This window comes from Martinezella sp. CNPSo 3959, assembly GCF_057784355.1.
In genome coordinates this window covers 308,874-330,373 of sequence record NZ_JBXSOV010000002.1, presented here as the reverse complement: position 1 = coordinate 330,373, position 21,500 = coordinate 308,874, and the positions used below count along the sequence as shown (strand labels likewise).

Genomic DNA, 21,500 nt, shown 5'->3' with positions numbered 1-21,500 from the left:
GTCTTCACTGGAGAGATGCCTATGGCATCGGAGCATGAACAATCTTTTGGCCTCGGCGTCGGCAACAAATCCGTCAAGCTCGCCGACCCGAACCAGAGCTGGCATGAAGCCTATTTGCTGGAGGAAGCTGCCATTCGCAAGGCTCTCGGAGACCTTGCCGTCGATGTCCAGCATTTCGGCAGCACCTCGATCCCAACAATAAAGGCCAAGCCGATCATCGATATTGCCGTCGGCGTGCGGCGTTTCGAGGATGGGCTTGCCTGTGTCGAGCCGATGGCGTCTATCGGCTACGTCTATGCCGGCAGCAATATCGTGCCGGACGACCATATTTTCGGTCGTGACATTCAAGGGGATACCCGCACGCACCTCGTGCATGTGGTCGAATATGGCGGTCCTACCTGGCGCAACTTCCTGATCTTTCGCGATCGATTGCGCAGGGAGCCGGATTTGGCGCATGCCTATGAGGCACTGAAGATCGAGCTTGCGGCAAAATATGCCAATGATCGAGCGTCCTATACGGCGGCGAAGAAGGATTTCATCCAGAAGATCCTGTCGGAAGGCGCGTAAAGCACCTTCCCGCCAATCAATCGGAAGAAGGTCAGGCCTTCTTCTCCCAGCGGCCGTCCTGCGTCTGCTGCCAATAGGTTAGGTTATGCCCCTCGCCTTTCAGGCGCTTCCATTGGGCACGCGCGCTTTCCAACTGTTCCTGATTGTAGCCGTCGAACATCAGCACGACGCGCTGATAGGCTCCGACATCCGTTGCCTCGGCGCCGTCGATGAAGAAACGCACCGAAGCATTATTTATGTTCTCAGAGGAAATGGTCAGTAGCACCGGCTGCTTGTCTGCCATGTCGCCTTCATCCGTGCCATGCGGCAGAAAGCTGTCCTCGCGATAGGTCCATAGATGGCTATCGAGGAGATCGCGCCGAGCCGGCTCGCGCATCTGCACGGCGACCTGCCAGCCACGCTCGACACTCTTGTCGATCAGCGGCGGCAGGGCGTCTTCAAGCTTCGATTCCGTCAGATGATAGAAGAGAACGTCGGTCATGGCGCCTCTTCTATCTTACAAAATCGGGCTGGTCACGATTCGTAATTGGCACGGACCAGTTCATCGAGCAGGCGCACGCCGAAGCCGGAACCCCAGGACTGATTGATCTCGTCCTGAACCGAGCCCATCGCCGTGCCGGCAATATCGAGATGTGCCCAGGGCGTGTCGCCGACGAAGCGCTTGAGGAACTGGGCGGCTGTGGTCGAGCCGGCATGGCGTCCGCCGGTATTCTTCATATCGGCGAACTTGCTGTCGATCATCTTGTCGTAGTCCTTGCCAAGGGGCATGCGCCAGAGACGCTCATCGGTCGCAAGGCCCGCCGCCGTCAGTTCGCCGGCGAGCTTGTCGTCATTGCTGAAGAGGCCGGCCTGCAGATTGCCGAGCGCCACGAGGATCGCGCCGGTCAAGGTCGCCAGATCGATCATGAACTGCGGCTTGAAGCGGTCGTTCGTGTACCAGAGTGCATCGCAGAGAACGAGCCGGCCTTCGGCATCGGTATTGATGATTTCGATCGTTTGGCCGGACATGGAGGTGACGATATCGCCCGGACGCTGCGCATTGCCGTCGGGCATGTTTTCCACAAGACCGATAACGCCGATCGCGTTGACCTTGGCTTCGCGCGCGGCAAGCGTATGCATGAGGCCGGTGACGGCCGCAGCCCCTCCCATGTCGCCCTTCATCTCCTCCATGCCGGCAGCCGGCTTGATGGAAATGCCGCCGGTGTCGAAGACGACGCCCTTGCCGATGAAGGCGATCGGCTTGTCCTTCGCCTTGCCGCCCTTCCATTGCATGACCACCAGCCGCGGCGGCCGGGCCGAACCTTGCGCGACGCCCAGCAGAGCCGCCATGCCGAGCCGGCGCATCTCACGCTCCGTCAGGATCTCGATCTCGACACCGAGCTTCTCCAACTCCTTGGCTTTGGCCGCGAATTCTACGGGGCCGAGGACATTCGGCGGCTCGTTGACGAGATCGCGCGCGAGAATCACGCCGCCGGCCACAGCTTCGGAGGTCGCGTAGAGTTTCTTGGCGGCAGCCGCCTCCTGTGTGACGATCGTCACCTTCACCGCCTTGCGGGAGGCTCCCTTCTCGTCGTCATCGCCCTTCTTCGTCTTGTAGGTATCGAAGCTGTAAGCGCGCAGAAGCATGCCCAAGGCAAAATCGGCGGCCTCCTTGGGACCGACTTCGACGTTGGGCGCATCGAGGAAGACCGCAACCTTCTCAGTATTGCGGATTTTTGCCGCCGCACCGCCGCCGAGTTTCAGCCAGTCGTGCGCGGTCAGGTTCCTGGCCTTGCCGGCCCCGATGACGATGATCCGATCGGCGGGCGAGGCCTCGGGCGCGATGAGATCCAGACTGCTCAGCACTTTGCCCTTGAAGCCGGATACAGGTGCCGCCTTGGCGAAAACATTCGCCGGATCGGCGCTCTCCGCCCCCGCCGGCAGTTCACTGTCCGTGTCTTTCAGGAGAATGGCCAGACCGCCGCTGAGACGAGCCGACTTGGCGAAGGAAATCTCGAATTTCACAGACATTTCTGCTCCGATAAATATACGTCGTAGTGAGAGAATTTTGCACAACCATCATTCAAGGTCTCCCTAAGGAATACAAGCTTTCGACGCGGCATTCTCTCCATAAGAGATGTCCGGCCTCTTCAAATCCCTGTCATTTAGCGGGATTAGGCTAGTGCGATGGTGTTTAACCGCCTCGGCGGTTCAATTCTCGCCGGGAAGCCGCCTTGATCATAGATTTCAACAGCATCAACCGCGAAGATCGGTTTCCAGAGGTTCTACGGCCACGCACGGCAGGCGATGCCTTCATTGCCCTCTTCTGTCTCTGGTGGGCTTTGCTAGGTCTGTTTTCCCTTTTTCCACAGATCGATCTCAGCATCGCGAACATGTTCTTCCAACGGCAGCAATGCTTTGGAAACACAAGGCCTGACCAGATCTGTGGCATTTTTCCTTATAGCAGCGATCAGCACATGCGCCTGCTGAGGGAAATCTTCTTTCAACTGCCCTATGTCGTCGCCTTCGTGCTGCTCTGGATGCTGCTCAGATGCTGGCAGGATCACGGCGCGACCTTCAACGCGCGCAGAGCCCACAATCTCAAGGTGGCGCTTGGCTCCCTGTTCATCGGCCCCGTGCTGATCGTTAATCTGTGGCTGAAAGCATTTTCCGGCCGTCCGCGCCCACGGCAAACCGATCTCTTCGGCGGCACGCTCGATTTCGTGCATGCCGGGTCCTTCGCCGGCAAATGTGTCAGCAACTGTTCGTTCATCTCCGGTGAGGCCGCGGCGGCCGGCTGGCTCTTTTGTCTTATTCTCATCATCCCGCAGCCGTTCCGATCGGCCGCGGCTTTGCCGATCACGGCGATTTCACTGCTGATTCCCGCGCTGAGAGTGGCTTTTGGCGCGCATTATCTCTCCGATGCCGTCCTCGGCTGGCTTTCTTCGCCTGTCATATTCACCGCTCTGCTGGCTTTATCTCAAACGACACACGACAAAAAAATCTCGGAAAATTAACGAATTTTTTTCGAGTTGGTTGTCGCCAAAAAAACGCAAACAGCGTAGAGGAGGGTGAATCTCTGTCGGCTCGCCCGGCAGCTGTTGCGTTTAAGGGCCGGCATGAAGTTATTCGAGACATATATCGTACGGCGTGTCGGTATGATGTTCCTGGTGGCACTGCTGCCGGTGCTCGCTATTATCTGGACCACCCAGGTTCTGCAGCGCATCAACCTCGTGACCGATAGTGGTCAGTCCATGGGCTCCTTCGCAAAGCTCGCGACGCTCATTCTGCCGACGATTATCCCGATCGTTCTGCCTTTCGCATTGGTCATCGGCATCACGCAGACCTTGACCGCGATGAACAGCGATTCCGAGCTGACCGTCATGGAAGCTGCCGGCGCGAAGCGCAGCATCATCATCCGCCCGATCATGATTCTCGCCATTGCGATTAGCGTGTTCTCCTTTTTCGTCGACAATGTCGTCGAACCGAGAGCCCGCGTCGCCGCGCGTCAGATGGTGGCCGAAGCCTATGCGGATCTTCTATCCACAGTGATCGAAGAGAAGAACTTCCGGCGCATCGAGGACGGGCTCTATGTCCAGATTTCGCAGCGTCTGTCGGGACGCATCCTCAAGGGATTGTTCGTGGTCGATTCGCGCGATCCCGCCTTCGATCTCATCTATTATGCGAAGGAAGGGGCGGTCGACCCAAGCGGTACGTCGCTGCTCATGAAGGACGGTGAAGTTCACCGCAAGACACCCGACAGCACCGTCTCGGTCATCAAGTTCGATTCCTACTCTTTCGACCTCTCGGACATGACGCAAAGTCGCGGCCAGCCAAATGCGCGAGCCAGCGATCGCAGTCTCGGTTTCCTGCTCAATCCGGACACGAACGATCCGGACTACAAGCAAAGGCCTGGCGATTATCGGGCCGAGTTGCATCGCCGGCTCAACGACTGGGCACTGCCGGCAATCTTCGCGCTGATATCTCTGGTGATCGCGGGCGATGCGCGGTCACATCGCGAGGCGCGGCTGCATCCGATGGTATCGGCGCTGGGCATAGCGTTCGCGCTACGCTGGGCGGATTTCTACGCCGCCAACCAGATTGACCATTCGACTAAATTCATTGGCGTTCTCTACGGCATCAATATCATCGCAGCCCTTATCGCGATTGTCCTCTTGCTGCGGAGCCGGAAGATGGCGATGCCCGTCTCGATCCGCAACCGCCTCAACAACTGGAGACAAAAAATCCAGGACCGCATGCCGACCGCACCGGGCAGCTCGAACGGGGGCGGTGCATGATTTTCGGCACGCTCTGGCGCTACTTCTTTACGCGCTACATCGTAACGACGTTCTGGTTCTTCCTTGGCGTCGTCTCGATTGTCTATCTCGTCGATTTCAGCGAGACCGCCGGGCGTCTTGCGGGATTGCCCGGATATACGGTGTCCGTCGGCCTGCTGATGACGGCGGTCAGGCTGCCGTTCATCCTGCAGCAGACGGTACCGTTCATCGCGCTCTTCGTCGGGATGACGGTGCTGATCGCCCTCAACCGCCGCCGCGAACTGGTTATCGCGCGCGCGGCTGGCATCTCCGTATGGCAATTCATGACGCCCTTCGTGATGGGCGCTTTCTGCGTCGGTCTCATGACCATGCTCGCGCTTAATCCGGTTGCGGCATGGGGTCAGCGACATGCTGAAACAATCGAAGCCGACCTGCGCGGAGACCCGTCTTATCGCAATACGCTTTCTGTTCCATGGCTGCGACAATCCAGCGGAAAAGACGACACGATCATCGGTGCCAAGGCCATTCTGAACAATGGAACGACGTTGACCGGTGTCGTGTTTATCCACTTTGATTCACAGGGAAATATCGTCCTGCGGCAGGACGCCGACTCGGCTAAGTTGCAAGATGGTTACTGGCTTCTTAACAACGTCGTCGAGCGGCGGCCCGGTGAAATTCCCGACCACAAGAGTTCGGTACAGGTTCGTACGAATCTGAAACAGGATTTCGTTTCGCAACGCTTGGCTCAACCGGAAACCATTGCTTTTTATGATCTTTCTAATCGAATAAAGGTCGCACGCTCCTTCGGCATATCGACCAACGCACTTGAGACACAGTTTTATTCGCTTCTGTCACAGCCATTCCTTCTGGTGGCAATGACGCTGATTGCGGCAACCGTGTCCCTAAAATTCAGTAGATTCAATCAATCGCGCTCTGTGATTCTGGGTGGAATCCTCTCCGGCTTCGTGCTTTATGTTGTCACCGTGCTTGTAAAGGCATTCGGGAGCAGCGGAGTGGTTCCTCCCTATGTGGCAACATGGATACCCGTGATCGTCGCATTGGCATTCGGGGCAACGATCCTGCTTCATCAGGAGGACGGCTAAGTGGCGGCAGGCAACCGCAAGAGTATCAGAAAGTTTGTGGCTGCCCTGGTTACGGGCACGGCCGCATGTGCATATATTTTGAGCCCGGTCGTCGCTTACGCCCAGGTCAACAATAATAATGCCAGCAATAACAATGGCGGTGCCGGCACTGCGACCTCCCCTATCAAGGTCAAGGTGCCGGACGGTGCAAAGCTAGTCCTTTCGTCCAACGAACTGGTCTATAACAAGGATACGCAGATCGTCACCGCAAGCGGTGCGGTCCAGATCAACTATGGCGGCTACAGGATGGTCGCTCAGCGGGTCGAATATAATCAGAAATCCGGACGAATGACGGCGCTCGGCAATGTCGAGCTGATCACACCGGACGGCAATCGCATGTACGGTGACAAAATGGACGTCACCGACAGCTTCTCCGACGGCTTCGTGAACGCCCTTCGCATTGAAATGCCTGACAACACCCGAATGGTCGCCGAAAAGGGCGAGCGCGTCGGTGGCAATCAGCTGATTCTTACAAAGGGCGTTTACACCGCCTGCATGGCCTGCTCCGAACAGGGACGTGCGCCGCTGTGGCAGGTCAAAGCACAACGCGTCGTCCAGAACGGCGTGACGCACACGATCCGTCTCGAGCACGCTCGCTTCGAATTGTTCGGCCTGCCGATCGCCTATGTTCCGTGGGTCACGGTTCCCGACAATACGGTCAAGCGCAAGTCCGGCTTCCTGTTTCCGTCGGTGAGCGTTTCGCAGCGTCTCGGCGTTGGCGTAAGGGTTCCTTACTACTACGTCATCTCACCGAGCATGGATGCGACGGTCACCGCCACGGGCTTCAGCAACCAGGGGCTGTTGCTGGAGGGTGAATTCCGCCAGCGTTTCGAGAACGGCACGCATATCCTGCGCGTTGCCGGCATCAATCAGATGAATCCGGACGCCTTCACGGCCGGGACGACTGATGCCGAGAACAAAACGCGCGGCATGATCAATTCCAAGGCCGATTTCAGGATCAATCCTCGCTGGACGTTCGGCTGGGATGTCATGGTGCAGAGCGATAACAATTTCTCGCGCACTTATGGACTGGACGGGCTCAACCAGAGCACCCATACGAACCAAGCCTACCTGACTGGTATCGGAAAGCGCAATTTCTTCGACATGCGCGCCTTCTACTATAACGAGCAGGATACAGATAATAATGCCACGGCACAAAAGCAGCAGGCATATGTCTATCCGAGCATCGACTATCACTATGTAGACCCGAAGTCGGTTTACGGCGGCGAGCTGTCGGCAACGATGAACTTCACGCACCTGTCGCGCGAGAAGACATCCGCACTCGACAACGTCGTCAATCTTGGCGATGCCAACCTGAACGACCGCTTCCTCGGCCTCTCCGGCGACTATACGCGCCTGAGCACCGAGGTGCAGTGGCAGCGTACCTTTACGACCGATGAAGGCCTTGTGCTGACGCCATTGGCGGCGGCGCGCGGTGACGTCTATGGTCTGGATATGAACTCGCCCAACTCTTTCGGCACATCGTTCAGCTATCCCGGCAATTACGACACCAGCGACTATGCCACCCGTGGCATGGTCACGGCGGGGCTCGAAGCCAAGTACCCGTTCCTCATCACGACAAGCAACAGCACGCACGTGTTCGAGCCGATCGCGCAGATCTATGTGCGGCCGGACGAGCAGCTTGCTGGTCGGTTGCCGAACGAAGATGCACAGAGCTTCGTTTTCGACGCCACCAATCTCTTCGATCGTGACAAGTTCTCGGGCTTCGATCGCATCGAGGGTGGTACACGCGCGAATGTGGGGTGGCGTTATACGGCCAGCTTCGACAGCGGTTACAAGCTTCAGCATATCTTCGGACAGTCCTATCAGCTCGCGGGCCGCAACTCGTTTGCGACCGACGATCTGGCTGGCGTCGGTTCGGATTCGGGGCTTGAAACGACCCGTTCCGACTACGTCACCATGTTCGGTCTGACGACACCGCAAGGTATCTCGCTCGCGACATCCTATCGCTTCGACCAGAAGGATTTCGCTTTCAAGCGCGGCGATACATCTGTCGGTTTCTCGAACGATGTGTTCCAGACGTCCTTGATCTACACGCATATTGCGGCCCAGCCGCAATATGGTTTCACCAGCAATCAGGATGAAATCCAGTCGCGCGCGCAGATCAAGTTCAAGGAATACTGGTCCGTCTTCGGCACAGTCAGCTATGATCTCAACAGCAATGAGATCACTCGCCAGGGCGTGGGTCTTTCCTACGAGGACGAATGCACGATCTTTACCGTGTCCTTCCTCGACAAGAAGGATTCGACGGCCAGCTCGGCAAGCAATTGGTCGATCGGCGCTCGCCTGACCTTCCGTACGCTTGGCGATGTCAACCTTGGCAGCGTCCAGGACGCGACATTCTGATATGAATCGAAACTGCAAAAGAGCCGGCTTCACCGCCGGCTCTTTTGCATGGATGCGGCTTGCTGTTTCCGACGTCATTGTTTCGCCGCAAGGATTTTGCAATTCATCGCGCTTGATGTAGACATGTGGCGCAAAGTTGCCGTATTGCGCGACAGGCGCACCAAAACGGCGCAATGCTGGCAGGAAATACCTTTGGGAAGGGGTAATTGATGTTTTCTGGAAATGCACCGATGCGCGCTCTGGTGTTTGGAGCGGCGGCCTTGGTTATGGCGAGCTTCGCCGTGCCGAGCAGCGATGTTGCTTTTGCAGCAAGCGAAGTGAAAGTTCTCGTCAATAGCCAGGTGATCACATCCGGTGACATCGCCAAACGCGTCGCCTTCCTCAAATTGCAGCGCCAAAAGGGCGATCTGAACAAGCTCGCCAAGGAGCAGCTCGTCGACGAAACGTTGAAGCGCGCGGAGATCTCCCGCCTGCGCATGTCCGTTTCAACGACGGACGTCGATGCCGCTTTCGGTCGTTTCGCCTCCAGCAACAAGATGACACCGGCGCAGCTCAGCCAGATTCTGGAAAAGGCCGGCGTCGGCGTTGATCATTTCAAGTCCTATATCGCCGTTTCCATGAGCTGGCCCCGGGTTGTCAATGCACGTTTCGGCGCAAGAAGCCGAATGTCGAACGACGATCTCGTGACGCGCATGACGGAAAACAAGACAAAACCCGTTACGACCGAGTATTTCCTGAAGCAGATCGTTTTCGTCGTACCGGCAGCAAAGCGCAACGCGATCCTCAATGCGCGCAAGGCAGAAGCCGAGGCGTCACGGTCGAAGTTCCCTGGCTGCGATCAGGCGAAGGTCTTTGCCGCTACGATGCGTGACGTTTCCGTCCAGGATCTCGGCCGTGTGCTCGCACCGGAAGTCCCGGAAATGTGGAAGCCGATGCTGGAGAAGGCTTCCGGCAATACGACTGCTCCCATCGTGACCGATCGTGGCGTCGAATATGTGGCCATTTGTTCGCAGCGCCAGGTGAACGATGACGTTGCCGCTGCCGCCGTGTTCCGCGCTGAGGATATCGGCAAGGACAAGGCAACGGGTGTGAGCGCCAACGATAAGAAGTACATGGATGAACTGCGCTCCAAGGCGCAGATCGTCTATCGCTGATTGACGATGCCGCCGCGCTCCTCCCTCCCCCTTGCGCTCACGCAGGGGGATCCGGCTGGCATAGGCCCCGACATTACGCTCGCCGCCTGGCTGCGCCGCGACGAGTTAAATTTGCCGCGCTTTCTGTTCCTCGGCGATGCTGCCGTGCTTGCGGCACGGGCCTCTCAGCTCGGATTGACTGTACCGTTTGCGATCGCCGATCCGACGAATGCCGGCAGCGTTTTTCCCGACGCACTGCCAATCCTGTCGATCGAAGCAGGGGTCGATGTCATCGCCGGCGAACCGCATGTCGCCACCGCCAAGGGTACGATAGCCGCCGTAGAGATGGCTGTTTCTCTCAGTATGAGCGGCCGGACATCCGCAGTCGTTACCAATCCGATTGCCAAATCGGTGCTCTATGATGCCGGTTTTGGCTTTCCCGGTCATACGGAGTTCCTGGCAGATCTTGCAACGCGTGCGACCGGAAAGCCGGTCATGCCGGTCATGTTGCTTGCCGGTCCGAAGCTTCGCGCCATTCCGGTCACCATCCATATTCCTCTGAAAGAGGTGCCGGAAGCGCTGACCTCTGACCTGATCGCCGAGACATGCCGGATTACCGATCACGATCTCCGCGTCCGTTTCGGCATCTCCAAGCCGCGCCTTGCCGTGGCAGGCCTTAATCCGCATGCCGGAGAGAATGGCGCGCTCGGCAAGGAAGACGACGAAATCGTCCGGCCTGCGATCGACAAGCTCCGCTCCGAGGGCATCGATGCATTCGGCCCCCTGCCCGCCGACACCATGTTCCATGACGATGCCCGCCGACGTTACGATGTCGCGATCTGCATGTATCACGATCAGGCTTTAATCCCCGCCAAGGCGCTCGGCTTTGACGATTCGGTCAATGTCACGCTCGGCTTACCCTTTGTCCGCACGTCTCCAGATCATGGTACAGCCTTCGGGATTGCCGGCAAAGGCATTGCCAAGGAAGATAGCCTGGTTGCCGCCCTGAAGCTGGCGAGCGAGATCAGCAGCAAGACCGGAAACAATCCCTGATGGCCGCACTGGACGGTTTGCCCCCCCTTCGCGATGTAATCCAGCGCCATGGCCTCGACGCGCGCAAAGCGCTTGGGCAGAACTTCCTTCTCGATCTCAATTTGACCCAGAAGGTCGCGCGCACGGCGGGATCGCTCGAGGGCGTCACTGTTTTCGAGGTTGGGCCCGGACCGGGCGGCCTTACGCGCGCCATCCTGGCGCTCGGGGCGGCCAAGGTTATCGCCGTCGAACGCGATGCGCGCTGCCTGCCGGCGCTGGCCGAAATCGCCGATCACTATCCGGGCCGGCTCGAGGTGATCGAAGGCGATGCGCTGAAGACGGATTTCGCCGCCCTTGCCCAGCAAGGGCCAGTCAAAATCATCGCCAATCTGCCCTATAATGTCGGGACGCAGCTTTTGGTGAACTGGCTGCTGCCGGGGCAATGGCCGCCTTTTTGGCAGTCCCTGACGCTGATGTTCCAGAAGGAGGTCGGTCAGCGGATCGTGGCGCAGGAGGATGATGACCATTACGGCCGGCTTGGCGTGCTCTGCGGCTGGCGGACATTGGCTCATATGGCGTTCGACATATCTCCGCAGGCCTTCACGCCCCCGCCGAAGGTGACCTCGACGGTTGTGCATCTGACACCAAGGGAAAGCCCCATTCCTTGCTCAGTCGACAAGCTGGAGAAGGTGACACAGGCCGCGTTCGGCCAGCGCCGCAAGATGCTGCGCCAGAGCCTGAAGCCAATTGGTGGCGAAACCCTGCTGCTAAAGGCCGATATCGACCCGCAGCGTCGCGCGGAAACGCTTTCGGTAGAAGAATTCTGCCGGCTGGCAAACTGCCTGTAACCGGCTTTACAGCTTCGGCGTCTCTTCCAGAAGATCGCGAACGAAATCGAACATGCCATGCCGGCGGTCGCGGCGCAGGCGCTCGGCTTTGACGATCGACTGAACGGCGTCGAAAGCAACGTTCAGATCGTCATTGACGATGACATAGTCGTATTCGCGCCAGTGAGCGATCTCGGCCCGGGAATTGGCGAGACGCATGGCAATGACCTCTTCGGAATCCTCAGCACGGCGATGCAGGCGCGACTGCAGCTCCGTCATGGTCGGTGGCAGCACGAAGATGGAGACGACATCAGCCGGCATCTTCTCCTGCAACTGTTGCGCACCCTGCCAGTCGATATCGAATAGCATGTCGCGACCCTCTGCCATGGCAGTCTCCACGGGCTCGCGCGGTGTGCCATAGAAATTGCCATGCACTTCGGCCCATTCGAGCAGGGAGTCAGAATCGCGAAGGCGCTCGAACTCACGCTGCGAGACGAAATGGTAGTGCACGCCCTCGATTTCGCTCGGCCTGCGCTGCCGCGTCGTGACGCTGACGGAGAGGCTCACCTGCTTGTCCTTATCGAGCAGTGTGCGCGCGATCGTCGACTTGCCGGCACCTGACGGCGAGGAGATGGCTAGCATCAGCCCTCGGCGGGCGATCGGAATGGATGTGGATGTCGCCGGCTTCATGGCCTACTCCAAATTCTGGACCTGTTCGCGGAACTGGTCGATTACTACCTTCAGCTCGATGCCGGCGGCAGTCACGGCCGCTGCATTCGATTTTGAACAGATGGTATTCGATTCCCGGTTAAATTCCTGTGCAAGAAAATCGAGCTTGCGTCCGACAGGGCCGCCCTTCGAGATGAGATCGCGCGCTGCCGCCACATGCGCTTTGAGACGATCGATTTCCTCGCGCAGATCAGCCTTGGTGGCGAGAAGGGCCGCCTCCGCATGCAGCCTGTCACGGTCGAGGCCTGACGAACCATCGAGAAGCATCGACACCTGCGTGGCTAGCCTTGCTGCAATTTGCTGCGGCGAACGGGAGGGATCACGCTCGACCGTCGTCGTCAATGCCTCGATCGTTGCCACGTGGCCGAGCAGCACCTTGCCGAGTGCATCTCCTTCTTGCCGGCGCATGTCGCTGAGATCACTGAGCGCGGCCTCAAGGCCCACCATGATATCGGCGTCTCGGGCAGCGATCGCATCTTCATTTTCTTCGGCTTCCTTGAATTCCACCAAACCGCGCACGGCCATCAGGCTTTCCAGTCGCAGCGGCGCGGGATCGACGATGCCGGCCAGCTGATCGCGCAGCGCCAGGACCGCGGCCAGCGCATCCTGATTCACGACGACCTCGACGCGGCTCTCCTCTATGGAAAGGGAAAGGCTGACCTGCAGGTTGCCGCGCGTGAGCCGATCCGCAATCGACTTGCGCACATCAGCCTCAAGGCGCTCCAGGCCTGGCGGCAGGCGCAGACGGACATCCAATCCCTTGCCGTTCACGGAACGCAGCTCCCATGCCCAACGGCCACGACCGCTCGTTCCCTCACGCCGGGCAAAACCGGTCATGGACTGCAATGCCATGCAAGCCTCCGATAATTCCATCCCCATCCAACGAAAGTCTTCGCATTATGGGTCAATGTAAAGTGAATCCGCACCGCGCTTCCTATACAAGCCGCGGCGCAGTGAGGATCAGTTGGTTTTCTTCTTCTGCTGTGCGCCTGAGCCTGGAGCGACGGCAGCATCGTCGGGCTGACCGTCAACGGCAATGGCGCTGGGATCTTCACCCTTTTCGGCAATCAGCTTGCGCCAGCGCCTGACATTGGCGTTGTGCTCGTCCAGCGTTGCGGCGAAGACGTGTCCGCCCGTGCCGTCAGCGACAAAATAAAGGTCCTGCGTCTTCCACGGATTGGCAACGGCCTCCAGGGCGTCCCTCCCAGGATTTGCGATCGGCGTCGGCGGCAAACCCTTGATGAGGTAAGTATTATAAGGCGTGTCCTTCTTCAGGTCGGACTGATAGATCGGACGATCGGCCGGCTTCCCTTCGCCGCCGAAGAGGCCGTAAATGACGGTAGGGTCAGATTGCAGACGCATGCCCTTGCCGAGGCGGTTCAGGAAGACGGACGCGACGTGCGCACGCTCATCGGCAAGACCGGTTTCCTTTTCCACGATGGAGGCTAGCGTGACGAAATCCTGCTTATTCGCCAACTGCACGCTGGAGTCGCGCTTTTCCCAGATCTGCTCGACTAGCTTCGTCTGCGCGGCCTCCATCTGCTGAATGATTTCCGTGCGTTTGGTGCCGCGCGTGAACTTATAGGTGTCGGGCCTCAGGCTGCCCTCCGGCGGCAGCGCCGACGGCAGATCGCCTTCCAGCACGGTATCGGCCTGCAGCTTGTTGAACATCTGCCGAATCGTCAGGCCCTCAGGCAGGGTAACGGAATAGAGGATCGACTTGCCGGACTTCAGCAGTTCCATGATGTCCTTCATGGAAGCGCCAGCCTTGATCTCATATTCGCCGGCCCGAAGAGTTTCGCCGTCATGGAGATAGGTGGCCGTCAGCCACCGGAAAATGCGCTGATCGCTGATGATGTTATTGGATTCAAGGCGATTGGCGATCTCGCCGAGACCGGCACCATTCCGAACGATGAAATTCGTATTGGTCGTCAGCGGACCGGGGCCTTGATAGATCGAAAACGCGTAATAGGCGCCGCCGATCGCAACGACGGCAACAAAAACTGCCAGCGTCATCAGGAAGTTCAGGAAGATAACCATCTGGCTACGGGCTTTGCGCGAACGCTTCGGCGGGTCCGGAACACGCTCCGGACGCAAGGCTTCATTGGCCGACTTCGGGATGATCGGCCCTTTCTGCCCGTTCGGAGTTCCATTGCTCTGGTTCGTATCGCTCACCGGCAATCCCTTCCCTTTTGTGATTGCCTGCTCTTTGGCCAAGCAATGCGGCAAAAAACAGGTTCAGAAGATAAGGCGGAACGCGAGCTCCGACTTCGACCGATCAGGCGTTCCCGCACCGCATTCCCGAAAAAGACGAAGGCGCAGCAACAATCAAGAATGCGGGCGAGGTTGCCGAAAGGCATCCCCGCTCTCATAGTTACGCGTTGTTATTAAGCCTCATAGCGACGCAGAACAAGCGACGCATTCGTGCCGCCGAAGCCGAAGGAGTTCGACAGCGCGACATTGATTTCGCGCTTGCGGGCCTTGTGCGGAACGAGATCGATGGCGGTTTCGCGTTCCGGATTGTCCAGATTGAGCGTCGGCGGGGCGATATTGTCGCGGATGGCGAGCGTGGCGAAGATCGCCTCGATCGCACCGGCGGCGCCGAGCAGATGGCCAGTGGCCGACTTGGTGGACGACATGGAGATCTTCGACGCGGCATTGCCGACCAGCCGCTCGACGGCGCCGAGCTCGATCGTATCCGCCATGGTCGAAGTGCCATGGGCGTTGATGTAGTCGACATCATCAGGCGTCAGGCCGGCACGCTTCAGAGCCGATGTCATGCAGCGGAATGCGCCTTCGCCGTCTTCGGACGGAGCGGTGATATGATGAGCGTCGCCCGAGAGGCCGTAGCCAACGACTTCGGCATAGATCTTGGCGCCGCGTGCCTTGGCATGTTCGAGCTCTTCAAGCACGACGATGCCGGCGCCCTCGCCCATGACGAAGCCATCACGGTCGCGATCATAGGGGCGCGAAGCCTTCTGCGGTGTATCGTTGAAGTCCGTCGACAGCGCCTTGCAGGCGGCAAAGCCGGCAAGCGAAATGCGGCAGACCGGAGCTTCGGCACCGCCGGCAACCATGACATCGGCATCGCCGAGCATGATGAGGCGGGCGGCATCGCCGATCGCGTGCGCACCGGTCGAACATGCCGTGACGACGGCATGGTTCGGGCCGCGGAGCTTATGGCGGATCGAGACCTGCCCCGAAACGAGATTGATGAGACGCCCTGGGATGAAGAAGGGCGAGATGCGGCGCGGCCCCTTGTCGCGCAGCGTATAGCCGGCTTCGACAATGCCTTCGAGGCCGCCGATGCCCGAGCCGATCATCACGCCCGTTGCAATCTGATCCTCGTCCGTTTCCGGGTGCCAGCCGGCATCGGCCAGCGCCATATCGGCGGCCGCCATGCCATAGATGATGAAGGGATCGACCTTGCGCTGCTCCTTCGGCTCCATCCAATCGTCAGCATTGAAGGTGCCGTCGGTGCCGTCGCCGACAGGAATGCGGCAGGCGATCTTTGCCGCGAGGTCCTCGACCTCGAATTCCGTTACGAGGCGGGCGCCGTTGTGCCCAGCGAGCAACCGCGTCCAAGACACCTCAGTGCCACAGCCCAAAGGTGATACCATGCCGGTACCCGTGATAACGACACGTCTCATCGCCCGCAGACCCCCGTCTTTTTATGATGATATGCGTATAAATGGGTTTCGGCCGGCTTCGCCGGACGAAATAGGGCGGACTCTTCAGCCCGCCCTGTCAAAAAGCGCGAAAGATTAGGCCTGGGCCTTCTCAATGAACTTTACCGCGTCGCCGACCGTCAGGATCGAGTCGGCAGCATCGTCCGGAATTTCGACGCCGAATTCTTCTTCGAAGGCCATGACCAGTTCGACGGTGTCGAGCGAGTCCGCACCCAGATCGTCGATGAAGCTTGCGCTTTCAACAACCTTGTCGGCGTCAACGCCAAGATGATCAACAACAATTTTCTTTACGCGTTCTGCGATATCGCTCATGTCGGTTTCCTCGACCTTATATCCTGATGAGAATGCCTTGTGACATCCCTACCCTAATTCAAACCTGCAGCATCTGTTCCGACGCCGCTGGCAAACCCGTTCAATCCGGCATTGAGATCCGGTCCAGCGCCTTGAATATGGCCCAGTCCGCCTGAATTTTCCGGACGACTGTTCACAGTCATGGCCCGCTTAACACGGTTTAAGTCTGTCGCAAAGCCAGAAAATAGCCGGCTCCGGGTTGCTCAACATGCTATTGGCGGGAAAGCACCCTCCAACAGCAATTCCTTTAGATCATCGCCATGCCGCCATTGACGTGGATCGTCTGACCCGTGACGTAGCTGGCTTCCGAAGATGCAAGATAGGCGACGGCGGAAGCGACTTCCGCGCCAGTGCCCATGCGCTTCATGGGAATGGCACCCATGATGGCTTCCTTCTGCTTGTCGTTCAGCTTGCCCGTCATCGCGCTTTCGATGAAACCCGGGGCAACGCAGTTGACCGTAACGTTGCGCGTCGCGATTTCCTGGGCCAGCGACTTGGTGAAGCCGATCATGCCGGCCTTGGAGGCGCAATAGTTCGCCTGGCCCGGATTGCCGGTCACGCCGACGACCGAAGTGATGTTGATGATGCGGCCATAGCGGCGGCGCATCATCGGATGGGTCAGCTCGCGCGTCAGGCGGAAGACGGCCGTCAGGTTGACTTCCAGAACAGCGTCCCAGTCCTCGTCGCTCATGCGAACGAACAGGCCGTCCTTGGTGATGCCGGCATTGTTGACGAGAATATCGACGCCGCCAAGTTCCTCTTCGGCCTTGGCGCCGAGCGCCTTGACTTCATCGCGGTTCGACAGGTTGGCCGGGAAGATCTTGACGCGATCGCCGAGTTCGGAGGCCAGCGTCTCGAGTTTTTCGACGCGCGTGCCGTGCAGGCCGACGATGGCGCCCTGCTTGTGCAGGAGCCGGGCAATTTCTTCGCCGATACCACCGGATGCACCGGTTACCAGGGCCTTGCGGCCGGTCAAATCAAGCATGTGTGTCCCTCGTTCCTTGAATATGTCAGGCAAGCAATGCGGCAAGCGCCGTATCTATATCTGCAGCGTTGTTGACGGCGATGCCGTTGACCGACTTGTCGATGCGGCGGGCAAGACCCGTCAGCACCTTGCCGGCGCCAATTTCATACAATGTCGTCACGTTGTTGGCGGCAAACCATTCCACCGTCTCGCGCCAGCGCACCTGTCCGGTGACCTGCTCAACGAGCAACCGCGCGATCTCATCGGCGTCGGCAACGGGAGCCGCCTTCACATTGGCGATAACAGGCACGACCGGGTTGCTCTTGGCGACGCCGGCAAGCGCTTCCCGCATGGCGTCCGCAGCAGGCGCCATCAATGCGGAATGGAACGGCGCGGAAACCGGCAGCAGGATCGCGCGTTTCGCGCCCTTGCCGGTCGCAAGTTCCGCTGCTTTTTCGACCGGGGCTTTCTCGCCGGAGATCACGATCTGGCCGCCGCCATTGTCATTGGCGATCTGGCAGGCGCCAAGCGTGGAAGCTTCTTCGCAAACCGCGATGACATCGGCATGTTCAAGGCCGATGATCGCAGCCATCGCGCCGACGCCGACCGGAACAGCCGCCTGCATGGCGTTGCCCCGGATACGGAGAAGCCGCGCCGTGTCGGCAAGCGAGAAGGTGCCGACGGCACAGAGAGCGGAATATTCGCCGAGCGAATGACCAGCCACATAGGCGACCTTGCTCGTCAGATCGAGGCCACGCGCCTGTAGTACACGGATAACTGCCAGCGACACTGCCATTAGCGCAGGTTGCGCATTGGCCGTCAGGGTCAGCTTATCTTCCGGGCCGTTGAAGATAACGTCGGAGAGCTTTTCACCCAGCGCATCATCGATTTCCTCGAAGACGGCGCGCGCCTCGGCGAAATTGTCGGCAAGGTCCTTGCCCATGCCGACAGCTTGGCTGCCCTGGCCGGGAAATGTGAAAGCAACAGTCATTATAAAGCGTCCTTTTGGGGGTCGTTTTGCTTCCCAATGACATTGTTTGCAGCGGAGTCAATAGTGCAAGCCCCGCAGCCCCGCGCTTTTGCGCCTGCGAAGTGCAATGATTTTTTTCTTGCGCTCGCTCAGATCGGGCCTAAATTTGCGCGACCTCGTTCATTTTGACCTTCTCCCATCCCCAAGGTTTTCCCATGAAATATAAGAGATTAGGCCGCACCGATATTTCCGTTTCGCAGATCTGCCTGGGCACGATGACCTGGGGCACGCAGAATAGCGAAGCCGAAGCCCATGAACAGATGGACTACTCCGTCAATAAAGGCATCAATTTCTTCGACACCGCCGAAATGTATCCGACGACGCCCGTCGGACCAGAGACTCAAGGCCGCACCGAAGAATATATCGGCACCTGGTTCGAGAAGAGCGGCAAGCGCAAGGATGTCGTGCTCGCCACCAAGGTCGCCGGTCCGGGCCGCGAATATCTGCGCGGCGGACAAGGGCCGGATGCCGCCAATATCAATGCAGCTGTTGATGCCAGCCTGAAGCGATTGAAGACCGATTATATCGACCTCTACCAGGTTCACTGGCCGAACCGCGGCCATTTCCATTTCCGACAGAACTGGCGTTATAACCCCTTCCATCAGGATCGCGAGAAAGTCATAGCCGAGATCACCGAGATCCTGGAAACGATGGGCGAACTGGTGAAGGCCGGCAAGATCCGCGCCGTCGGCCTCTCGAACGAGACGACCTGGGGCATCCAGAAATATCTGACGATTGCCGAACAGAAGAGCCTGCCGCGCGTCGCCACCACCCAGAACGAATACAACCTGCTCTACCGCCATTTCGACCTCGATCTGGCCGAACTGTCGCATCACGAAGATGTCGGCCTGCTCGCCTATTCGCCGCTCGCCGGCGGCATCCTCACCGGCAAATACGTCGGTGGCGCAAGGCCGGCCGGCTCGCGCGGCTCGATCAATCTCGATATCGGTGGCCGCCTGCAGCCGCTGCAGGAACCGCCGGTAAAGGCCTATCTCGAAATCGCCGCCAAATACGGTATCGACCCGTCAAAGCTGGCGCTCGCCTACTGCCTCACCAAGCCCTTCATGACCTCGGTTATCATCGGCGCGACGACGATGGCGCAACTCGAGACCGATGTGGCCGCCGCTTATGTGACGCTGCCGGAAGAGGCACTTGCCGAGATCGAGCAGGTGCATCGCAAGTATCCGATGCCGATGTGAGGAAGCCTTCCGGTAGGATTCAAACGGATAAGCGGGCAAGTTTGCCCGCTCATTCGGCCGTTATGTTGGAAGCGCTACAGCAGATTTCGCGAACGTAGTTGTTGCCGTGAGTGAGGATGGCACTGAGGGCGATCTTTTTACTCCCCGTGAGGTGCTGATACACCAGCGGCGCGATGTTTTTGTCATATGCGTCCTTAACGGTAACAGCATACCTGCCTTGTACAGTCAAATGGACCGCCATGGGAAGGTTTGACTCCCTGGCCAACTGCAGAGCTGTCTTCAATACCGGATCGACGGTTATTTCGATATATTGTTTGCCGAACCGGTTCTCTTCGAATTCGCGCACCCACACCGACGTCTGAAGCATATAGCCGGATTTCTTGCCGATCGACACACGATACCAGTCGCCAATGCTCTTATTGATCGTCAACTGGCTCCCATTCGGGAAAGTTGCAATCGTCTTGGCGCTCATGTTTCGGCTTGTCTTCAGCAGGGCTGCCCCTGCGTCGTTTTGAACAATGCCATTTCTGGGGACTGGAACTTGCAGAAGCGGCGATTCCTCGCTCGTTGGCTGAGCCGCCTTACGCGCTTCAGCGCTCGCCGTCGGAGCGTTGTTAGATGACGACTTTGCCTCGAACTCCTGAAGCTCCTGATATGACACGGTCGTTACCCGAAACTGCGTCATTTCGCTCGAGGACAGGTAGCGCATATCGTTTCTGTCGTACTTGAGCGTGAGTTGCAGCAAACCTGGATCGACGCCCATTTCATTCATGTAAGCAATCACATCAGCGGTCTGTTGCTGAACGGCTGCAACAGCAGCCTCGACGTCCATCCCTCTTGTATCGCTGAACGAAGATTTGTGAACGCCGATCGAACCCGGGTGGGCAAAGCGGCCTACTCCGCCAAGAAATGACAGGGAACAAGCCGAGGAGCATTCGGCGCTTCTTACAGCGAGTGTGCTGAGCCCTAGAGACCTAATCAGCCGGCCGAGTTCCAATGCCTTGTAGACATTTCCACCGCCGCTATTGAAGCCAACGTAAATAGCATGGCTTGAAACAGCCTTATTGCGGAACAGGCTCAAATCATCGTCAGCCTCGAAGCTGCCAATTACCGTAATATAGGTAACGCCATCATCCGCAGTTCGAACGTCGTAGCTCAGCCGCGCCGCTGCATCTTGCGCAAGCAGGGCGAAGCCCAAAGCAAAACTCAGCAAAGCAAAGCTTTTCTTCACAGTCTTCACAGCCCACCCCCAATTGCAGCCAAGCCATGAATTCCATAGCTCCAGGCGCTTCACAAGCCATGATTGCAGCACGCGTTCGAAAGATTCGGCCTTGCCGCCGAAATAAAAGCGGGCCTACACGGCAGCGGGAAGAGTCATGCCTGCGGCAAGCGGCCGATTACTCCGCCTTCGGCGCAATCGCCAATTCGGAACCATAAGCCTCCTTCAATTCTTCCTGCCCTTTCACGCGGTCCATGGACTTGTGAAGCAGGATCGACCGATAACCCTCCGAACTACGCCCTTCGATCAGGGTGACATCGGCATTTCCCGGATTGTCGGAGCGCTCGAACCAATCGACCGGGTGGTGCAGGAAGTTCATCTCGAAAGCGCGATTGGTGACGCCGTGGCCGACGATGATGACATTGTTTCTGCCGTTTTCGGCGTCGTGCATGACGGTCTGCAGGAACAGACGGACGCGCTGGGCGACATCGGCGCGGCTTTCGCCATCCGGCGGACGCGCGTAGAACTTGCCGTTGTTGTTGCGCAGCCTGGCCCATTTCTCGAACTCGTCGGGGAATTTCCGCTTCTGTTCGGCGTGATCGTAGATTTCGGTGAAGAGCCCGAAATCCTGCTCGCGCAGCAGATAATCCTCTCTGGTATCCCCGATGAGTTCGGCAGGCAGAACCTCCAGCAGGGCGTCCTTGCTCTGCCGCGTCCTCAGGAAAGGCGAGTACCAGACGCTCAGCTTGCGTAATTCGGCTGATGGCAATGCCTTCAGATAGGCTGATATCGCCTCACCCGCCTCCAGCACCTGTCGATAGCCCCATTCCGTCAAGGGCACATTATGATCGCCGAACTGCCGATAGGCCCGGTCGTCTATATTACCAAGGGATTCGCCGTGCCGAACGAGAAAGATGCGCATGAACCATCCCTGTTGCTGCAATTCGCATGCTATCATATGGGAGAGTGCGGCTGGCGCAACGCTGCGGCGAACG

General features: G+C 58.5%; 20 protein-coding genes. 9 read left to right on the top strand and 11 right to left on the bottom strand.

Annotated elements, in window-relative coordinates; all coding sequences use genetic code 11:
* Positions 1 to 21: 21 nt before the first annotated feature.
* On the top strand, positions 22 to 567 hold the full coding sequence (locus AC13RE_RS09570; RefSeq protein ID WP_015339373.1) for a GrpB family protein: 546 nt from the start codon (positions 22 to 24) through the stop codon (positions 565 to 567).
* A gap of 31 nt (positions 568 to 598) precedes the next feature.
* Here AC13RE_RS09570 and AC13RE_RS09565 read toward each other — a convergent pair whose 3' ends face one another.
* A complete protein-coding gene (locus tag AC13RE_RS09565; protein ID WP_488562757.1) occupies positions 599 to 1,048 on the bottom strand; it encodes a DNA polymerase III subunit chi in 450 nt (149 codons plus the stop codon).
* A gap of 32 nt (positions 1,049 to 1,080) precedes the next feature.
* Entirely contained in the window at positions 1,081 to 2,577 is a 1,497-nt protein-coding gene (locus AC13RE_RS09560; RefSeq protein ID WP_488562756.1) for a leucyl aminopeptidase, read from the bottom strand.
* A 203-nt stretch (positions 2,578 to 2,780) separates the two neighbouring features.
* Between AC13RE_RS09560 and AC13RE_RS09555 the strand changes: the two genes are divergently transcribed.
* From AC13RE_RS09555 to rsmA, 7 genes are all read left to right on the top strand, one after another.
* Complete coding sequence (locus AC13RE_RS09555) at positions 2,781 to 3,563, top strand: phosphatase PAP2 family protein (protein WP_488562755.1); 783 nt, start codon at positions 2,781 to 2,783, stop codon at positions 3,561 to 3,563.
* 102 nt (positions 3,564 to 3,665) lie between these two features.
* The gene (locus AC13RE_RS09550; protein ID WP_112337913.1) at positions 3,666 to 4,844 is read left to right on the top strand and encodes an LptF/LptG family permease; all 1,179 of its coding nucleotides are present in this window, start codon (positions 3,666 to 3,668) and stop codon (positions 4,842 to 4,844) included.
* On the top strand, positions 4,841 to 5,926 hold the full coding sequence (gene lptG, locus AC13RE_RS09545) for an LPS export ABC transporter permease LptG (RefSeq protein WP_015339368.1): 1,086 nt from the start codon (positions 4,841 to 4,843) through the stop codon (positions 5,924 to 5,926). The genes AC13RE_RS09550 and lptG overlap by 4 nt, the downstream gene beginning before the upstream one ends.
* Positions 5,927 to 8,332: an LPS-assembly protein LptD gene (locus tag AC13RE_RS09540; protein ID WP_132716250.1), complete on the top strand. Its 2,406-nt coding sequence runs from the start codon at positions 5,927 to 5,929 to the stop codon at positions 8,330 to 8,332.
* Positions 8,333 to 8,541: 209 nt separating this feature from the next.
* Positions 8,542 to 9,486 carry a SurA N-terminal domain-containing protein gene (locus tag AC13RE_RS09535; RefSeq protein ID WP_015339366.1) on the top strand — a complete coding sequence of 315 codons (945 nt, stop codon included), beginning with the start codon at positions 8,542 to 8,544 and terminating at the stop codon, positions 9,484 to 9,486.
* 6 nt (positions 9,487 to 9,492) lie between these two features.
* On the top strand, positions 9,493 to 10,518 hold the full coding sequence (gene pdxA / locus AC13RE_RS09530) for a 4-hydroxythreonine-4-phosphate dehydrogenase PdxA (RefSeq protein ID WP_488562754.1): 1,026 nt from the start codon (positions 9,493 to 9,495) through the stop codon (positions 10,516 to 10,518).
* Positions 10,518 to 11,345 (top strand): 16S rRNA (adenine(1518)-N(6)/adenine(1519)-N(6))-dimethyltransferase RsmA, encoded by an 828-nt coding sequence (rsmA, locus tag AC13RE_RS09525; RefSeq protein ID WP_488562753.1) that lies wholly within the window; start codon positions 10,518 to 10,520, stop codon positions 11,343 to 11,345. Before pdxA ends, rsmA begins: the two co-directional genes overlap by 1 nt.
* Before the next feature lie 6 nt (positions 11,346 to 11,351).
* Here rsmA and gmk read toward each other — a convergent pair whose 3' ends face one another.
* The 7 genes from gmk to fabD form a co-directional block, all read right to left on the bottom strand.
* Positions 11,352 to 12,014 (bottom strand): guanylate kinase, encoded by a 663-nt coding sequence (gene gmk / locus AC13RE_RS09520; RefSeq protein WP_015339363.1) that lies wholly within the window; start codon positions 12,012 to 12,014, stop codon positions 11,352 to 11,354.
* 3 nt (positions 12,015 to 12,017) lie between these two features.
* A complete protein-coding gene (locus AC13RE_RS09515) occupies positions 12,018 to 12,905 on the bottom strand; it encodes a YicC/YloC family endoribonuclease (RefSeq protein WP_488483467.1) in 888 nt (295 codons plus the stop codon).
* A gap of 108 nt (positions 12,906 to 13,013) precedes the next feature.
* Positions 13,014 to 14,228 (bottom strand): endolytic transglycosylase MltG, encoded by a 1,215-nt coding sequence (gene mltG / locus AC13RE_RS09510; RefSeq protein ID WP_488562752.1) that lies wholly within the window; start codon positions 14,226 to 14,228, stop codon positions 13,014 to 13,016.
* A 212-nt stretch (positions 14,229 to 14,440) separates the two neighbouring features.
* Positions 14,441 to 15,703: a beta-ketoacyl-ACP synthase II gene (fabF, locus tag AC13RE_RS09505; RefSeq protein ID WP_015339360.1), complete on the bottom strand. Its 1,263-nt coding sequence runs from the start codon at positions 15,701 to 15,703 to the stop codon at positions 14,441 to 14,443.
* A gap of 114 nt (positions 15,704 to 15,817) precedes the next feature.
* Positions 15,818 to 16,054 (bottom strand): acyl carrier protein, encoded by a 237-nt coding sequence (locus tag AC13RE_RS09500; protein ID WP_004122114.1) that lies wholly within the window; start codon positions 16,052 to 16,054, stop codon positions 15,818 to 15,820.
* Between the two features lie 286 nt (positions 16,055 to 16,340).
* Complete coding sequence (gene fabG / locus AC13RE_RS09495) at positions 16,341 to 17,078, bottom strand: 3-oxoacyl-[acyl-carrier-protein] reductase (protein WP_488562751.1); 738 nt, start codon at positions 17,076 to 17,078, stop codon at positions 16,341 to 16,343.
* 25 nt (positions 17,079 to 17,103) lie between these two features.
* On the bottom strand, positions 17,104 to 18,048 hold the full coding sequence (gene fabD / locus AC13RE_RS09490) for an ACP S-malonyltransferase (RefSeq protein WP_488562750.1): 945 nt from the start codon (positions 18,046 to 18,048) through the stop codon (positions 17,104 to 17,106).
* Between the two features lie 194 nt (positions 18,049 to 18,242).
* Between fabD and AC13RE_RS09485 the strand changes: the two genes are divergently transcribed.
* The gene (locus AC13RE_RS09485) at positions 18,243 to 19,286 is read left to right on the top strand and encodes an aldo/keto reductase (RefSeq protein ID WP_488562749.1); all 1,044 of its coding nucleotides are present in this window, start codon (positions 18,243 to 18,245) and stop codon (positions 19,284 to 19,286) included.
* 49 nt (positions 19,287 to 19,335) lie between these two features.
* On the opposite strand, the gene AC13RE_RS09480 is transcribed toward AC13RE_RS09485, so the two are convergent.
* Positions 19,336 to 20,526, bottom strand: coding sequence for a hypothetical protein (locus tag AC13RE_RS09480; RefSeq protein WP_488562748.1), 1,191 nt, complete (start codon positions 20,524 to 20,526; stop codon positions 19,336 to 19,338).
* Between the two features lie 157 nt (positions 20,527 to 20,683).
* Positions 20,684 to 21,427 carry a histidine phosphatase family protein gene (locus tag AC13RE_RS09475; RefSeq protein WP_488562747.1) on the bottom strand — a complete coding sequence of 248 codons (744 nt, stop codon included), beginning with the start codon at positions 21,425 to 21,427 and terminating at the stop codon, positions 20,684 to 20,686.
* Between the last annotated feature and the right edge of the window lie 73 nt (positions 21,428 to 21,500).

Bases quoted from the DNA above. Each gene is read 5' to 3' on its own strand.
- fabG (WP_488562751.1), bottom strand. From the start codon at position 17,078: ATGCTTGATTTGACCGGCCGCAAGGCCCTGGTAACCGGTGCATCCGGT.
- AC13RE_RS09570 (WP_015339373.1), top strand. From the start codon at position 22: ATGGCATCGGAGCATGAACAATCTTTTGGCCTCGGCGTCGGCAACAAA.
- AC13RE_RS09515 (WP_488483467.1), bottom strand. From the start codon at position 12,905: ATGGCATTGCAGTCCATGACCGGTTTTGCCCGGCGTGAGGGAACGAGC.
- lptG (WP_015339368.1), top strand. From the start codon at position 4,841: ATGATTTTCGGCACGCTCTGGCGCTACTTCTTTACGCGCTACATCGTA.
- AC13RE_RS09500 (WP_004122114.1), bottom strand. From the start codon at position 16,054: ATGAGCGATATCGCAGAACGCGTAAAGAAAATTGTTGTTGATCATCTT.
- AC13RE_RS09550 (WP_112337913.1), top strand. From the start codon at position 3,666: ATGAAGTTATTCGAGACATATATCGTACGGCGTGTCGGTATGATGTTC.
- fabD (WP_488562750.1), bottom strand. From the start codon at position 18,048: ATGACTGTTGCTTTCACATTTCCCGGCCAGGGCAGCCAAGCTGTCGGC.
- rsmA (WP_488562753.1), top strand. From the start codon at position 10,518: ATGGCCGCACTGGACGGTTTGCCCCCCCTTCGCGATGTAATCCAGCGC.
- AC13RE_RS09475 (WP_488562747.1), bottom strand. From the start codon at position 21,427: ATGCGCATCTTTCTCGTTCGGCACGGCGAATCCCTTGGTAATATAGAC.
- pdxA (WP_488562754.1), top strand. From the start codon at position 9,493: ATGCCGCCGCGCTCCTCCCTCCCCCTTGCGCTCACGCAGGGGGATCCG.
- AC13RE_RS09560 (WP_488562756.1), bottom strand. From the start codon at position 2,577: ATGTCTGTGAAATTCGAGATTTCCTTCGCCAAGTCGGCTCGTCTCAGC.
- gmk (WP_015339363.1), bottom strand. From the start codon at position 12,014: ATGAAGCCGGCGACATCCACATCCATTCCGATCGCCCGCCGAGGGCTG.
- AC13RE_RS09485 (WP_488562749.1), top strand. From the start codon at position 18,243: ATGAAATATAAGAGATTAGGCCGCACCGATATTTCCGTTTCGCAGATC.
- AC13RE_RS09535 (WP_015339366.1), top strand. From the start codon at position 8,542: ATGTTTTCTGGAAATGCACCGATGCGCGCTCTGGTGTTTGGAGCGGCG.
- AC13RE_RS09565 (WP_488562757.1), bottom strand. From the start codon at position 1,048: ATGACCGACGTTCTCTTCTATCATCTGACGGAATCGAAGCTTGAAGAC.
- fabF (WP_015339360.1), bottom strand. From the start codon at position 15,703: ATGAGACGTGTCGTTATCACGGGTACCGGCATGGTATCACCTTTGGGC.